The following is a 14058-nucleotide window of genomic DNA, read 5'->3' on the forward strand; positions in this document are numbered from 1 at the left end:
TGATTTTTATAAATACTTTGTGAGCGAAGGTACGTTCATTCCTTCATAATCTCCTGAACTCATCAGGAGGAGGTTTGCATTCTGGTAATTTTGTGCATCCAGAAATGCCTGCAGGTGCTCTCTGTTATTAAATACCTGGAGATCATTTCTGCCAAATCCCTGTGCGATGCCTTCCGGCTGCAGGTCTGGCATACGCTTGATTTCCAGTGCGTGACGGCTATAGAATACGGCAGGAATATCTGCCTTGTCCATCGCACCCTGGTACTGCACCATAAAGGCGGCATTCAGGCTGCTGTAAGTATGTAATTCCAGTACTGCAATCAGCGTACGGGAAGGATATTGCTCTTTCAGGGCTTCTATTGTAGCCTTTACCTTGGACGGTGCATGGGCAAAATCGCGGTAAATAGCGCAATGGTCATTTTTACCTACCAGTTCCAGGCGTTTCGCAGCGCCCTTAAAGGTAGCGATAGCAGATAGAAACGTGGTATCATCTACACCCAGTTCATTGCAAACCAGTCGGGCAGCATGCATATTCAGCAGGTTATGGTCGCCGAATACCTCCATTGCCTTCGTTTCGCCACCAAAGGTGACACTGGTGATACCATTGCTGATAGTATGCGCAGGAACACCATAAGGCAGCAGTTTCAGGTGAGCGCCTTCGGCATTCACGAGTTTTACCAGCTCAGGATCAGTTTCATTATAGATCAGGGTGGCACCCGTTTCCATGGTCCTGATGAAGATGACAAATTGTTCCAGGTAAATCTCGTAAGTGGGGAACACGTTGATATGATCCCAGGCAATACCGGTTAAAACGGCAATCTGCGGGTGGAGGAAATGAAACTTAGGCCGCTTTTCAATCACAGAGGCAGGATATTCATCCGCTTCCATGACAATAGTGGGTGCATTGGTAATATTTACGGATTGTGCAAAACCGGCCAGGCGGGCACCGACCAGGTAGTCGAAATCCTTGCCTGCCTGTTGTAACACATGCATAATCATAGCAGTTGTGGTCGTTTTACCATGACTGCCACCGACAGCGACACGTTTTTTCTGCAGGCTCTCCTGGTAAATATATTCGGGGAACGAGTAGATTTTAAGATTTAATTCCCTGGCTTTCAGGAGTTCAGGGTTGTCCCCACGGGCGTGCATACCAAGAATGACAGCATCCAGATCGGGGCTGATACGGGAATCATCCCAACCCATAGTGGCAGGCAAAATCCCTGCCTGGCGCAGGTTGCTGAGAGCCGGCTCGAAAATCTCGTCGTCGCTCCCGGTCACCTGGTAACCTTTCAACTTCAGCGCAATTGCCAGCTGGTGCATCACGCTGCCACCTATAGCAATAAAATGTACTTTTGTCATATGCAATAAAACAGTTGCCGGTATTTTGCGTTATATTTATGTGAAACGGGAAAAAGGACTGATATTATCAATAAATTTTTTAATATAAATTTTATATTTGCAAAGTAACGTCAAAAAATGGCGATTAAAAAAGTGATATCACCTTTCCCTATGAAATTTCATTTACCACTTAAACATCCCTTTATGCAAGTATCATTCAAAGTTTTGGGCGGCGCAGCGCTTATTTGTATCTTTGCTACTTTATTCACATCGTGTGCGTCTCAAAACAAATTAGGCTGTCCGATGAAGATAGGCAAGGTGAGCCATGCGGCAAACAGCAAAGATTGTTAATGAACTGGATACCTTTAACTACTGAAGATCAGTTAGAAACCATCAAGGAAACATCTGAAACGGGAACCGTCGTTATTTTTAAGCACAGCACCCGCTGTTCCATCAGTGCGGTAGCAAAGTCGAGGCTCGACAGAGCTGAAGCGCCTGAAAATATGACCTTCTATTATCTGGACCTTATTAAGTATCGGAAAATATCAGATGAAATTGCAGCGACTTTTGGTGTAGAGCATGAATCTCCCCAGGTGTTGCTGATTAAAAATGGAAAGTGTGTGTATGATGAGAGCCATAGTGCCATAATAATGGATGAGCTGGTATCACATGCAAATTAAGACCATTAGCTTACAGCTATTTATTCCAAAGAAATTAGTACCGGCCATCAGGCCGGTATTTTTTTTATCCAGGGGGAAAAACACCTGTTAGTGCAGGCTAATAATAAGTGGCTTCGTTTTTTAACTAGATTTGTACGCATGAAACACCGTATAGTTGTAGCAGTTACCGGGGCCAGCGGGGCCATTTACGCACGTCAGTTGTTGCAAAAGCTGGAAAAAGCGGCAGCACAGACAGAGCAGGTTGCCATAGTGATGACGGAAAATGCCAAAACGGTGTGGGCGACGGAGCTGGGCACGGACGATTACAAGGATTTGCCCTTTAAGACCTATACCCAGCAGGATTTCATGGCTCCCTTTGCCAGCGGATCCGGCAGGTATGACACCATGGTGATATGCCCCTGTTCCATGGGAACCCTGGGGCGTATAGCCGGAGGGATCAGCAATGACCTCATAACCCGTGCTGCCGATGTGGTGCTGAAGGAACGTCGTAAACTGATTTGCGTGGTGAGGGAAACACCTTACAATGTGATTCATATTAAGAACATGCTCACCGTGACAGAGGCGGGCGGGATCATTTGTCCGGCTACCCCATCTTTCTATAGTGTGCCAAAGAATATGGAAGAAGTAGCAGCTACCGTGGTAGACAGGGTGCTTGACCTGATCGGGATCCAGCAGGAGACTTATAGATGGGGACAAGAATAAATTAGTAATTTGTACCAATGAAAATAGCAATCATTAATGGCCCTAACCTGAATTTATTGGGTAAAAGAGAGCCGGGGATCTACGGAAATGAACCTTTTGAAGATTATTTCCTGAAGCTGAAGCAGTTATTTGCGGATGTGGAGCTGGAATATTTTCAGAATAATTCCGAGGGGAATATCATCGATATTTTACATGAGATAGGGTTTACTTATGATGGGATCCTGTTGAATGCGGGTGCGTATACCCACTATTCAATAGCTATCAGGGATGCGATTGCGGCGATTAAAACACCGGTATTGGAAATACACATCAGTAATGTGCATGCAAGAGAGGAGTTCAGGCATAAGTCGGTGATAGCGCCGGTGTGTAAAGGGACGATTGCAGGCCTGGGGATGAAGGGGTATGCGCTTGGAATAAATTATTTCTTATAGATAATTACCAGCTAATAAAAAAATGGGCTTTTACCGGAGTAAAAGCCCATTTTTTTATTAGCTGGATTAATCTCTTTATCAGAAGATCGCTTCCTGGATTTCCTGGTTCTTAAATGCCTCTCTCGGCTTCAATCCCAGCAACTCAAACATCATATGATCCTCTTCAAATGACGGATTCGCAGTCGTCAGCAACTTCTCTCCCGTAAATATAGAATTCGCACCCGCCATAAAACACAGCGCCTGCTCAGACATACTCATCTCCGCACGACCCGCACTCAAACGTACCATCGCCTTCGGCATCAGGATACGTGTAGTGGCAATCATCCTTACCATGTCCCAAAACTGCACTTTCGGCATATTTTCCAATGGCGTACCTTTCACCCTCGTCAATGCATTAATAGGCACAGAATCCGGATGCACAGGCAGATTGCTCAGCGTATGGAGCATACCAATGCGGTCCTCGTGACTCTCACCCAGACCAATGATACCACCACAGCAAACACTCACACCCGCTTTACGTACATTATCCAAAGTCTTCAGCCTGTCGTCATAAGTCCTGGTCGTAATAATCTGCTCATAATACTCACCAGAAGTATCCAGGTTGTGGTTGTAGGCATATAAGCCCGCATCCGCCAGTTTCTGCGCCTGTTCTTCCGTAAGCATACCGAGCGTACAGCATACTTCCATTCCCATTTCATTTACACCTTTCACCATATCAAGTACACGGTCGAAGTCGCGGTTATCACGCACCTCTCTCCATGCAGCCCCCATACAGAAACGGGTAGAACCAGCATCACGCGCCTTCTGCGCATAAGCCAGCACCGCATCCTTCTGCATCAGGCCATGTACTTTAATGTCGGTATTATAGCGCGCTGCCTGAGGGCAGTAAGCACAGTCTTCGGTACAACCACCGGTTTTGATGGAGAGCAAAGTACAAACCTGTACTTCTGCCGTATCCTGCGTCTGCCTGTGAACAGATGCCGCACGGAAAACCAGCTCCAGTAAGGGCGTATTGTAGATCTCTTTTATTTCTTCAATAGACCAGTCGTGACGGATCTGCACATCTTGCATAATAATGTAATTTGAGAAGCAAATCTATACATTTAATCCATACTGCCAAATAACGGAGTATGAATGGATTAGGTGTCTAAACACCTAATTACAGGTATAGAAAGTTTGTTTTTGGTGTAATGTTGAGTAAGGTATTGTAAATCAATAGAATAGTATTCTCAATATCGTCTTTCTTCACCATTTCTACCGTGGTATGCATATAGCGCAGCGGTAAGCTGATCAAAGCTGACGGGGTTCCGTCATTTGCATACGCAAATGCATCAGTATCAGTACCTGTACTGCGGCTTACTGCATGCAGCTGGTGAGGAATATCATTTTTCTTCGCTGTCTTAATGATCAGGTCACGCAGAATGTTGTGCACCGCCGGACCATAAGTAATGCTTGGACCAGACCCACACCTGATTTCACCTTCTATGTTCTTGTTGATCATAGGGGTGGTGGTATCGTGTGTAACGTCCGTAATGATCGCAACATTCGGCTTGATGCGTTTTGCAATCATCTCAGCACCTCTCAGACCCACTTCTTCCTGTACCGCATTCACGATGTACAGGCCGAAAGGCAGCTCCTGCTTCTTTTCTTTCAGCATACGTGCCACTTCCGCAATCATAAAACCACCAATACGGTTGTCGATCGCACGGCATACATAATAATCGTGGGACAGCTCTTCGAATCCATCTTCGAAAGTTACCACACAACCTACATGAATACCCAGTTCTTCTACTTCCTTACGGCTGCGTGCACCACAATCCAGGAAGATGTTGTCAACTTTCGGTTGTGGCTCTTTACCTTCTGTGCTACGCATACGGGTGTGAATAGCCGGCCATCCGAACACTGCCTTTACCGGGCCGTTCTCTGTATGAATATTCACTCTCTTCGATGGTGCAATCTGCTGATCAGAACCACCATTACGGATCACATAAATCAGACCTTCAGGTGAAATATAATTTACAAACCAGGAAATTTCGTCCGCATGTGCTTCAATCACCACTTTGAATGGTGCTTTGGGATTGATTACTCCCACCGCAGAACCATATGCATCTACAAAGTACTCATCTATGTAAGGCTTCAGGTATTCCAGCCACAGTTTCTGTCCTTCCTTCTCAAAACCAGTAGGGGAGGGATTATTCAGGTAATTCCGCAGGAACGTAAGCGCGTCCTTGCTTAATACGGACTTTTGCTTTTTTGACATGCTGTTAATGTAATTTATGGAACAAAAGTAAGAAAAAGCTATTAGGTGTATAGACCTTAATTATCAGGCAACCACGGCTATATAATGTAAAAAGGCTGATAACATGACCAGCCCATCCAGCACAAAGTAGTAGTAATAATCAGATCTCGTATTGAGTGTATATTTTGTTAAAACCGCCGTGATGACGATTGGTATCAGCAGATAAAATGTAATGATATCCCGGCATACGAGCAATGCAAAACCTGCAGCAAACAGCAATGAGAAGAAGTATAAGCGCATCATCCCTGGTATACTCAGCCATGTAATGAGCGATCGGATCCCTTCCTTTTTATCTGACTCCAGATCACGGTGATCGAAGAGTATACACAATGCATATATGATAAAGAACCTGTGCACAATGTAAAACACTGCCTGTGTTGTAAAATGACCACCACTCAGCAACACAGGCAGTACATTCGTAACGTATACCCATACGGCAGTAAGAAAGATTGTTTTACCAATGGCAATCCTGCGAAGCCAGGTGAAAGGAGGGAAGGGGATCTTAGGTGCTGAATACAGGAAGGTCAGAAAGGCCGCTCCACTTAATTCCAGCCAGTATGCCTTCAGATCCCGGAAGTAGATTGCCGCACCGATTAACCCGATAATGGTGAAGACCAGCTGCAGGTTCTTATGTCTTACGCCCCACTGCAGGCGGGGAGAACCGGAGTAAGCTGCAGGTGTAAGATACCAGTGAAAATTGTAACTGCAGATCGTCGAAAAAAAGGCGAATTTATAATAGTCGAAATTGACAGGATGTAAATTCAATATAGTGTTCGTTTGCCATATCAGTAATATGGCACAGAGCGAGACGTAGACCGACGAGAATAATAAAAAGTTAGTAAATGCCCTGAACATAGTGAGATGCAATTTACGGCAATTACAAAGGAATATTGCCGTGCTTTTTGCGGGGCAGCGTCACCACTTTATTTTCAAGCATGGCATATCCCCTGATCAGCTTAATCCTTGCCTGATCAGGCACAATTACTTCATCTATAAATCCCTTCTCTGCCGCTAAATAGGGATTGGCATACCGTTCTGTATATTCAGCTACCAGTTCATTCATTCTTGCTTCCGGATCTGGTGCTGTATCAATCTCTCTTTTATAAATAATCTCTACTGCACCTTTAGGTCCCATCACTGCAATTTCTGCCTGTGGAAAAGCAAAGTTGAGGTCGGCCCCGATATGCTTTGAGTTCATCACACAATAAGCACCGCCATAGGCTTTGCGGGTCGTCACAGTTATCTTCGGTACGGTGGCTTCACTCAGTGCAAAGAGCAATTTTGCGCCATTGGTAATGATGCCATTCCATTCCTGGTCCGTTCCCGGCAGGAAGCCCGGTACGTCTACCAATACCAGCAGTGGTACATTAAATGCATCGCAGAAACGGGTAAAGCGTGCACCTTTTACAGAGGCTTTAATATCCAGAACACCTGCCAGGTGTGCCGGCTGATTGGCTACTATACCAATACTCCTGCCTGCGATACGGGCAAAACCAACAATGATATTCTCTGCATAATTTGCATGTACTTCGAAGAAACTATCCGTATCTGTCAACTGTGCTATCACTTCCTTCATATCATAAGGCTGGTTGCTGTTCGCCGGAATAATTGTATTCAGCGATGCTCTTTGTTCATCTGCCGGTGTATAAGGGTACTTCGGGGCATCTTCCTCACAGTTCTGCGGTATATAGCTCAGTAACTGCCTGATGTTTTGAATGCATTCCACTTCATTTGCACAGCTAAAATGTGTAACCCCGCTCCTGGTAGCATGGGTATGGGCACCTCCCAGTTCTTCGGAAGTCACTTCTTCGTGGGTAACGGTTTTTACCACATTGGGCCCGGTCACAAACATATATGAGCTCTGCTCTACCATCAGGATAAAATCGGTGATAGCAGGGGAGTAAACAGCCCCACCTGCACAGGGACCCATGATTGCGGAGATCTGGGGGATCACTCCGGAGGCCCGTGTATTGCGGTAAAAGATATCAGCATAGCCGCCCAGGCTTACTACGCCTTCCTGTATGCGTGCGCCCCCACTATCGTTCAGGCCGATAACGGGTGCGCCGTTCTGCATAGCCAGGTCCATGATCTTACAGATCTTGCGGGCATGAGGTTCAGAAAGACTACCGCCATACACCGTAAAATCCTGTGAGAAAACATAGACGAGACGGCTATTGATAGTGCCAAAACCGGTGACTACGCCATCGCCGGGAAATTGCTCCTGGTCGGTGGTCATGCCACGGTTACGATTATGTACAAACATGTCCAGTTCTTCAAAAGAACCTTCGTCCATGAGTAATTGCAATCTTTCACGAGCTGTCAGTTTTCCTTTTTTATGCTGCGAGGCAATGCGGGCTTCGCCTCCGCCGAGCATAGCTTCGGCTATTCTGTTTTGGAGTTCCGTGGTCTTATCCATTGTATCTAGGTGTTAAATAACGCGCGAACACTAAATATCGGGGAAAAAAACATAAAAAAACGCTTTTGCCAGCGGCAAAAGCGTTTTTTATAAAAAGGTATCTTAGGGTAAATAATTTATTGGTAGACCACTTGCACTTTGGGAGTGGCGATGGTATCACTGTTATTGCCAGCATCGTCCTTAATGAAGACCAGGTAGTGCACGCTATCCTTTTCAACCGGGTTATCACCAATTTGCGGGAAGTCCGTTGAGATCAGGTGAAGAATCACTTCTGCTGTCAGCTTGCTGCCTTTGTGGGCATCCAGGCTTGGCATCGGGCGGGATTCAAAAGCAGTATCCAGTGGTTTTACGTCGTAGATGGCGGCGAAATTGAAAGTATTTTCAATGTCCCCGTCTCCGTCGCTTACATCAAATGTAATGTCCATACCTGAATTGGATAAAACAGGGGAAGAAGAATAAGATTTAAATGCGATCACCGGTTTGGTGCCCATTGAGTCTTTTTTACAGGCTCCAATGGCCAGTAAAGAAAAGAGGGATAAAAAAGCTATTTTCTTCATATAACAAACCTACATTATTTTTTTAACTCTATCTAATAAACGAACCCCGGGGGAGTGTTGCAGTTGAATTTCCTTTCGGGCAGGAAAATGAAATTGTGACACCCCTGATCCTAATAACGTTGAATTCGCATTTTTTGTTACGTCTTTCCCCCTAACTTTGTACGGTTTTACTAATCAGTGTTTATGAGTGGCATTTCTACAGCAGCAATATTTTCTTCAGACGGGTCGGACCTGGAAACATTGTCCCTTGAGACCTTTCGTTTTCAGTATCGTGAAAATGCATTATATCGTGCTTACACAGATGCCCTGCGTATCCAGCCGGACAAGGTCCGTTCCCTGGCGCAGATACCTTTCCTCCCTATCCAGTTTTTCAAAACCCATCAGATCACCTGCGGCAATTTTGAGCCCCAGCTGGTATTTGAAAGCAGTGGTACTACCCAGACCATCAATAGCCGGCACCTGGTAAAGGAGGCGGCTATCTATGAGCAAAGTTTTCTTACGGCTTTTGAGCGTTTTTATGGCCCTGTTACAGACTTTGTAGTAGTCGGCCTGTTACCTTCCTACCTGGAGAGACAGCATTCCAGTCTCGTCTACATGGTGCAGGACATGGTGCAGCGCAGTGGTCATCCGGCCAGCGGTTTTTACCTGTATGAACATGACAAGCTCTACCACCAGCTGCTGGAATTGGAAGCCCGTGGGCAGAAAACCCTGCTGATCGGGGTTACCTTCGGCCTCCTGGACTTTGCAGAGCAATACGCGCTGCAGCTCAAAAATACCATCGTCATGGAAACCGGCGGTATGAAAGGCAGGAGAGAAGAATGGACCCGCGACCAGGTGCATGGTTTCCTGAAGGAAAGGCTGGGTTGCAGCCATATTCATGCAGAATACGGCATGACTGAGTTACTCAGCCAGGCCTATAGCTATGGCCAGGGCTTATTCAATACCCCACCATGGATGAAGGTACTGGTCAGGGACGAAAATGACCCATTCCAGCTCTATACTGAAAAAGCGGCCGGTGTGATCAATGTAGTAGACCTTGCTAATGTGTATTCCTGTTCTTTCATTGCCACTGAAGACATAGGTCGCTTACATGAGCATGGTACTTTCGAAGTATTGGGCAGGCTTGATAATTCTGCTTTACGGGGATGTAGTCTGATGGTAAGTTAAGTAGTGAGCAATTGCGCTTTCTTCAATAATGCTGCTGTTCCTTGCGTCAGGAGTTCCTGCATATATGGGAAACTCTCGTGGTCCATTCCAAATTTTTTCATGAGGTACCGGTCTATAAATGTGGTTGAGGGATGTTGTGATGCTACCTGGGATAAAAACTCCTTGAAATCGTCCAGTTCATGGCCTGGTAAAAGAGTTAAGGCTATCTTCTGCTGTGTGGGCGAAGCGCCGGTATATTCCAGGATTTCCAATGCCCGCCTGCACATGTAGGGCGAGAAGACATCATCGTTGGCCGACAAAAAGTCCAGGCAAAAATACTCCACTACAAAATCTTCAAAAATTCCTGCGCTCAGCTGGTCTTCGTCTATGCTGTACCAGCGTGCCCATTCCATGAATTCCTGCAGTGTAATTTCTTCCGCCAGCAGGGCGTTGAGGTGGTGTATCAGGCCTTTGCGCGTAGGGACTGTGTCCGCATCATAATTGATGTGGGCGACGATGTCTGTATAAAAGTCTTCATTCATTTCCCTGGCGACAGTAATAAGCAGATAAGTGACATCGCTTGGATCGATGCTGGTTAAATGTAATACGTCTGCAGTCTCGGATATGATTTCAGGTCGTGTTTTGGTACCCTGTAACCATGATTTGATCAGGGAAATGAAGTAAGTGCTTGTGATGAAATGTGTCTGTTTCTTCATACTTACTTACGGGCCTGGCATAGGTGCCACTGCTTGCAATATATTGAAAATAAGGGGAAGGAAAAAGTTAAGAATTCTCTTTTCGGTGCTTAAAGCTGTTTTCCGGGAACAAACATTGTAAACTTCTAAAAGGATTAATGAACCGTGGTGTAAACCTATCTTAGGACCAGCCCCCTTTGTTTGTCCTCAAAATGGAAGAAAGAAACAAAGTAATGAGTAATTTACACCTGTAAAGCGCTCGCTGAACCAAGCTCCAACCTGTAAAGCTAATTCTGCATACAATACGTCAACTGTAAGGTTTTTCGTACTAAGACAATGTGCTTTCTAAGGGAGATATTCCGCAGATAACCCGCAGATAACCCGCATATAACCCGCCAATAACCCGCATTCTAAAAGAGGCGGGATACCTGCGGGTTATCTACGGAATATTTGCGTGTCAGAAATATTTTTCACATGACTCAGCCCGCTATTTTTCCCCTGAAATCTACCTCCTTATTAGAATATTACTTAAATAAGGGAGGTGATCATCAACCTCGTCAATACAAGAAAATCATTTATTAACATATAGCGTATTTAAATATATTGTATCTTTGTTTCACCTGAGAATGCAATAAGCCAATAACCTTATAAAGGATGCAGAGATTGGGAACACCAAGCCCCCGGTCTGCCTTCGTCCTGACCTATGAAAATGAATCATTCCATGCTCCAATACTTCGGGCATAGAGTGTTGTTGGCTTTTCATCCCGTGATCTAAAAAAATATCCTATGTCGTTGCCTGTATTTGCAAGAATACGGGTACTGCACCGCCATGGCTATATGGCGCGTGTAATAACCCGTATTTTATGTGTCATAACAGTGAATGTTTGTCTGCATCAATATGCCTGTGCCCAGGTAATTGAGCTAAGCAACCCGTCTATGGAAGGAAATATTGGAAGGGATAGTGTGCCCGACGGCTGGATAGCAGCCTCCAACACGCCCGATGTACTCCCTGGTCCGCTCAATATTTATAAGCGGCCGGCTGATGGTAAGTCTTATGCCGGTCTGCATAGCGGGCCTGCATACAGGGAAGGTTTAGCCCAGCTGCTGGCTGCTCCTCTTGAAAAGGGACTGGCTTATGCTATTTCCGTAGACCTGGCTTATTCACCCAGGTACCTGCAGGCAGCGTGTAACGGAAACCTGACCATTTATGGCGGCAATAGTCCGAAGGATACCGCACAGCGACTATGGTCGTCCGGGCCTTTTACGGATACTACCTGGAGGCGTTTTTATGCAATACTCGAACCCACTGCCACCTATACATACATTTCGATCTGGGCGGATCCTTATGAGTCCTGTAGTGTAAGTAATATAGGTACAGCGGTACTGATCGATAATTTCTCCAATATCCGCCAGGTGATCAAAACTACGCTTTCGGCTACACCGAGTTGTAACAATGCCAGTACTGGTACAATACAGGTAACTCCTGTAGACTATCATACTACTTATACTTATCTCTGGATGCCGGGCAATTATACGACTGCAAAAGTGGACCGGGTGCCACCCGGTGAATACACTGTAGTGGTCACTGCGGCAAATGGTGCAACAGGTGGGGGTACTGTCACGGTAGGTGTATCCAGTCTTACAACTACACTCACCACCATACCTGCTACATGTGCGGGTAGTCACAATGCAGAAATTCATGTAGCTGTTACGGGAGGTATGCCGCCTTATCGCTTTGTGCTGGATGATCATACTGCAGTCAAAGATTCAGTATTCAAAGGCCTGGATGAAGGCCGCTACCAGGTCTATGTGAGAGATGAACAGGTATGTACCGATACGCTGACTGCATTGTTGCGGGATCCTGAACCACTGTCGCTGAAGCAGGTAGAAATAAAGCCCTGTAGTTGCAGTGAAACGCAGGATGGAAAGGTAGTCTTACAAATAGAAGGGGGTACTCAGCCCTATAAATATCATATTGACAACGAGGCCTGGCAAACTGATAGTATCCTTTCCTCATTGAAGGCTGGTCATTATATCTTTGAAGTAGCGGATACCAATGGTTGTACGATTAGCGGGAGTGCCAACATTAACTCTCCGTTTAAAAACTGCCTGGTCGTGATGCCTACGGCATTTAGTCCAAATGGGGATGGAAACAATGATTTGTTAAAACCTAAAGTATTCGATGCGTTGACCAATTATGAACTGAGTGTGTACAATCGCTGGGGCGGACTGGTATTCCGCAGCCGGGATCCGCAGGCGGGCTGGGATGGCTATGTAAAAGGAGTCATACAGGATCAGCAGGCATTTATTTATGTCTGCAGTTTCAATGACAGGAACAATGAGCGTATGGAGCTCAGAGGTTCAGTGGTGCTGCTCCGCTAGTCTGGAGTAGTTGCTGGATATTCGCATTCAGATTGGCAAACAGGAAAGGTTTGTTGATGTAGGCTGCTGCGCCTTTTGCCAGGGCGAGGTTCACTTCTTCTGTTGCTGATCTTGCGCTGAGGATGATGACAGGAATATAACGCAGTTGTTCGTGTGCCTGAAATGCTTCCAGTAGCTGGTACCCGTTCAGTACCGGCATGTAGATATCACTGATCACCAGGTGGGGCAGGTGTTCTGTGGCCAGATGAATGCCTTCTTCCCCGTTTGCCGCGGTAATAACCTGGTATTGGTGAAGCTCCAGCAGGCTTTGTAATGTATCTCTCAAACCTGTTTTATCTTCTATTAATAAAATGGTATGTTGCATAGCTTTTCTCTATAGAGAATCCGAATGATATAGAAAGGAAAGGGTGAATGTACTGCCTTCACCAGCTATACTATCTACAGTAATAGTGCCATTATTTTCCTGTACAAAAGTTTTAACAATTGATAGCCCTAACCCGGTACCTGCAATCTCATTGACATTACTGGCCCTGAAGAAGGGTTGAAATAATTGCGGGAGGTCTGCTTCAGGAATTCCGATACCGTCATCAATGACACGGATCACTACCTGGTGTTCTTCAAAATCCACTTTTACCAGCGGTGCCTTTTCTCTTGAAAATTTGAAGGCATTACCTACGAGATTCATAAAAATCCTGTTCAGTTGATTGTGGTCAGCATATATACCCTGTGGGATACCGGTGACAAGGAGTTCGAAGGTCCGGGTATCTTCGGGATCTGCATAGTAATTGGACCGCAAGGTGGTGAGCAGGTGAACCACGTCAATAACTTGTTTTTTCAATGACATCCGACCAGACATGATGCTGTTGATAGTGAGCATATCGTCAAGCATACTATTGAGTCTGAAAATTTCAGTCGTTATACGTGACAGATTTTTCTCATAGAATGCGTCCATCTGTTGACTGCTGTGTAGTCTGGCTGCTAATAATTCCACCGCAGCTGATATGGCGGTCAGCGGCGTTTTAAATTCATGCGATGTAATAGCAATGATATTGCTTGCGTTATTCAATAAATTCACTGCGTCCTGTGATGCAGTCGTCTCTCCATTTTTCATGTGACTACGGTTAACGTCTATTTTTGAAATTGTGGTATGCACGACTTGTAGAAAATTGTTCACATAGTAAATAAACTAATGTTACTCATGGGTATTGTATAGCTGGTCTTTCAATTAAGATGGACAAGATAGTCATTAAGTATTTAATTATAAAGGTGAAATTCTCTCGTAAAATGATTAATTTTAAATTACCATTAAAATATAAGTGAACAATTTTTTTGCCAGGATGTTAACCAAAGTAGACACATAGAATTTTTTGCAATAGTAACATTGAAACAGTGAGGGATTAACCATAATATGT

The 14058-nt window shown here is 45.2% G+C and carries 14 protein-coding genes; 5 read left to right on the forward strand and 9 right to left on the reverse strand.

All coding sequences use genetic code 11. The features are described from left to right. Positions 1-6: 6 nt before the first annotated feature. Positions 7-1359, reverse strand: coding sequence for a UDP-N-acetylmuramate--L-alanine ligase (locus tag DXN04_RS03930; protein WP_116851978.1), 1353 nt, complete (start codon positions 1357-1359; stop codon positions 7-9). A gap of 329 nt (positions 1360-1688) precedes the next feature. On the opposite strand from DXN04_RS03930, the gene ytxJ reads away from it, so the two are divergent. The 3 genes from ytxJ to aroQ all read left to right on the forward strand — a co-directional run bounded on the left by ytxJ (position 1689) and on the right by aroQ (position 3151). Next, the gene (gene ytxJ, locus DXN04_RS03940) at positions 1689-2018 is read left to right on the forward strand and encodes a bacillithiol system redox-active protein YtxJ (protein ID WP_116851980.1); all 330 of its coding nucleotides are present in this window, start codon (positions 1689-1691) and stop codon (positions 2016-2018) included. Between the two features lie 138 nt (positions 2019-2156). Next, positions 2157-2720 carry a UbiX family flavin prenyltransferase gene (locus tag DXN04_RS03945; protein WP_116851981.1) on the forward strand — a complete coding sequence of 188 codons (564 nt, stop codon included), beginning with the start codon at positions 2157-2159 and terminating at the stop codon, positions 2718-2720. 17 nt (positions 2721-2737) lie between these two features. Beyond that, a complete protein-coding gene (gene aroQ / locus DXN04_RS03950) occupies positions 2738-3151 on the forward strand; it encodes a type II 3-dehydroquinate dehydratase (RefSeq protein ID WP_116851982.1) in 414 nt (137 codons plus the stop codon). A 78-nt stretch (positions 3152-3229) separates the two neighbouring features. On the opposite strand, the gene bioB is transcribed toward aroQ, so the two are convergent. The 5 genes from bioB to DXN04_RS03975 form a co-directional block, all read right to left on the reverse strand. Next, positions 3230-4222 carry a biotin synthase BioB gene (gene bioB / locus DXN04_RS03955; RefSeq protein WP_116851983.1) on the reverse strand — a complete coding sequence of 331 codons (993 nt, stop codon included), beginning with the start codon at positions 4220-4222 and terminating at the stop codon, positions 3230-3232. 88 nt (positions 4223-4310) lie between these two features. After that, complete coding sequence (locus tag DXN04_RS03960) at positions 4311-5411, reverse strand: M42 family metallopeptidase (protein WP_116851984.1); 1101 nt, start codon at positions 5409-5411, stop codon at positions 4311-4313. Positions 5412-5474: 63 nt separating this feature from the next. Further along, on the reverse strand, positions 5475-6305 hold the full coding sequence (locus DXN04_RS03965; RefSeq protein ID WP_116851985.1) for a UbiA prenyltransferase family protein: 831 nt from the start codon (positions 6303-6305) through the stop codon (positions 5475-5477). 22 nt (positions 6306-6327) lie between these two features. Then, positions 6328-7866 carry an acyl-CoA carboxylase subunit beta gene (locus DXN04_RS03970; RefSeq protein WP_116851986.1) on the reverse strand — a complete coding sequence of 513 codons (1539 nt, stop codon included), beginning with the start codon at positions 7864-7866 and terminating at the stop codon, positions 6328-6330. A 116-nt stretch (positions 7867-7982) separates the two neighbouring features. Beyond that, positions 7983-8423, reverse strand: coding sequence for a hypothetical protein (locus tag DXN04_RS03975; protein ID WP_116851987.1), 441 nt, complete (start codon positions 8421-8423; stop codon positions 7983-7985). Between the two features lie 183 nt (positions 8424-8606). Here DXN04_RS03975 and DXN04_RS03980 point away from each other — a divergent pair, with 183 nt between their 5' ends. Next, positions 8607-9590, forward strand: coding sequence for an acyl transferase (locus tag DXN04_RS03980; protein WP_116851988.1), 984 nt, complete (start codon positions 8607-8609; stop codon positions 9588-9590). On the opposite strand, the gene DXN04_RS03985 is transcribed toward DXN04_RS03980, so the two are convergent. Then, on the reverse strand, positions 9587-10285 hold the full coding sequence (locus tag DXN04_RS03985; protein WP_116851989.1) for a hypothetical protein: 699 nt from the start codon (positions 10283-10285) through the stop codon (positions 9587-9589). The genes DXN04_RS03980 and DXN04_RS03985 overlap by 4 nt on opposite strands. A gap of 765 nt (positions 10286-11050) precedes the next feature. Between DXN04_RS03985 and DXN04_RS03990 the strand changes: the two genes are divergently transcribed. Beyond that, positions 11051-12646, forward strand: a complete 1596-nt coding sequence (locus DXN04_RS03990) for a T9SS type B sorting domain-containing protein (protein ID WP_116851990.1) — start codon at positions 11051-11053, stop codon at positions 12644-12646. Here the strand turns inward: DXN04_RS03990 and DXN04_RS03995 are convergent. Then, positions 12618-13010 (reverse strand): response regulator, encoded by a 393-nt coding sequence (locus tag DXN04_RS03995; RefSeq protein ID WP_116851991.1) that lies wholly within the window; start codon positions 13008-13010, stop codon positions 12618-12620. The two genes, DXN04_RS03990 and DXN04_RS03995, sit on opposite strands and share 29 nt — an antisense overlap. A 9-nt stretch (positions 13011-13019) precedes the next feature. Beyond that, complete coding sequence (locus tag DXN04_RS04000) at positions 13020-13757, reverse strand: sensor histidine kinase (RefSeq protein ID WP_116851992.1); 738 nt, start codon at positions 13755-13757, stop codon at positions 13020-13022. Positions 13758-14058: the final 301 nt, after the last annotated feature.

The organism is Chitinophaga silvisoli, from assembly GCF_003412465.1.
Lineage (GTDB): Bacteria > Bacteroidota > Bacteroidia > Chitinophagales > Chitinophagaceae > Chitinophaga > Chitinophaga silvisoli.

Bases quoted from the DNA above. Each gene is read 5' to 3' on its own strand.
- DXN04_RS03930 (WP_116851978.1), bottom strand. From the start codon at position 1,359: ATGACAAAAGTACATTTTATTGCTATAGGTGGCAGCGTGATGCACCAG.
- ytxJ (WP_116851980.1), top strand. From the start codon at position 1,689: ATGAACTGGATACCTTTAACTACTGAAGATCAGTTAGAAACCATCAAG.
- DXN04_RS03945 (WP_116851981.1), top strand. From the start codon at position 2,157: ATGAAACACCGTATAGTTGTAGCAGTTACCGGGGCCAGCGGGGCCATT.
- aroQ (WP_116851982.1), top strand. From the start codon at position 2,738: ATGAAAATAGCAATCATTAATGGCCCTAACCTGAATTTATTGGGTAAA.
- bioB (WP_116851983.1), bottom strand. From the start codon at position 4,222: ATGCAAGATGTGCAGATCCGTCACGACTGGTCTATTGAAGAAATAAAA.
- DXN04_RS03960 (WP_116851984.1), bottom strand. From the start codon at position 5,411: ATGTCAAAAAAGCAAAAGTCCGTATTAAGCAAGGACGCGCTTACGTTC.
- DXN04_RS03965 (WP_116851985.1), bottom strand. From the start codon at position 6,305: ATGTTCAGGGCATTTACTAACTTTTTATTATTCTCGTCGGTCTACGTC.
- DXN04_RS03970 (WP_116851986.1), bottom strand. From the start codon at position 7,866: ATGGATAAGACCACGGAACTCCAAAACAGAATAGCCGAAGCTATGCTC.
- DXN04_RS03975 (WP_116851987.1), bottom strand. From the start codon at position 8,423: ATGAAGAAAATAGCTTTTTTATCCCTCTTTTCTTTACTGGCCATTGGA.
- DXN04_RS03980 (WP_116851988.1), top strand. From the start codon at position 8,607: ATGAGTGGCATTTCTACAGCAGCAATATTTTCTTCAGACGGGTCGGAC.
- DXN04_RS03985 (WP_116851989.1), bottom strand. From the start codon at position 10,285: ATGAAGAAACAGACACATTTCATCACAAGCACTTACTTCATTTCCCTG.
- DXN04_RS03990 (WP_116851990.1), top strand. From the start codon at position 11,051: ATGTCGTTGCCTGTATTTGCAAGAATACGGGTACTGCACCGCCATGGC.
- DXN04_RS03995 (WP_116851991.1), bottom strand. From the start codon at position 13,010: ATGCAACATACCATTTTATTAATAGAAGATAAAACAGGTTTGAGAGAT.
- DXN04_RS04000 (WP_116851992.1), bottom strand. From the start codon at position 13,757: ATGAAAAATGGAGAGACGACTGCATCACAGGACGCAGTGAATTTATTG.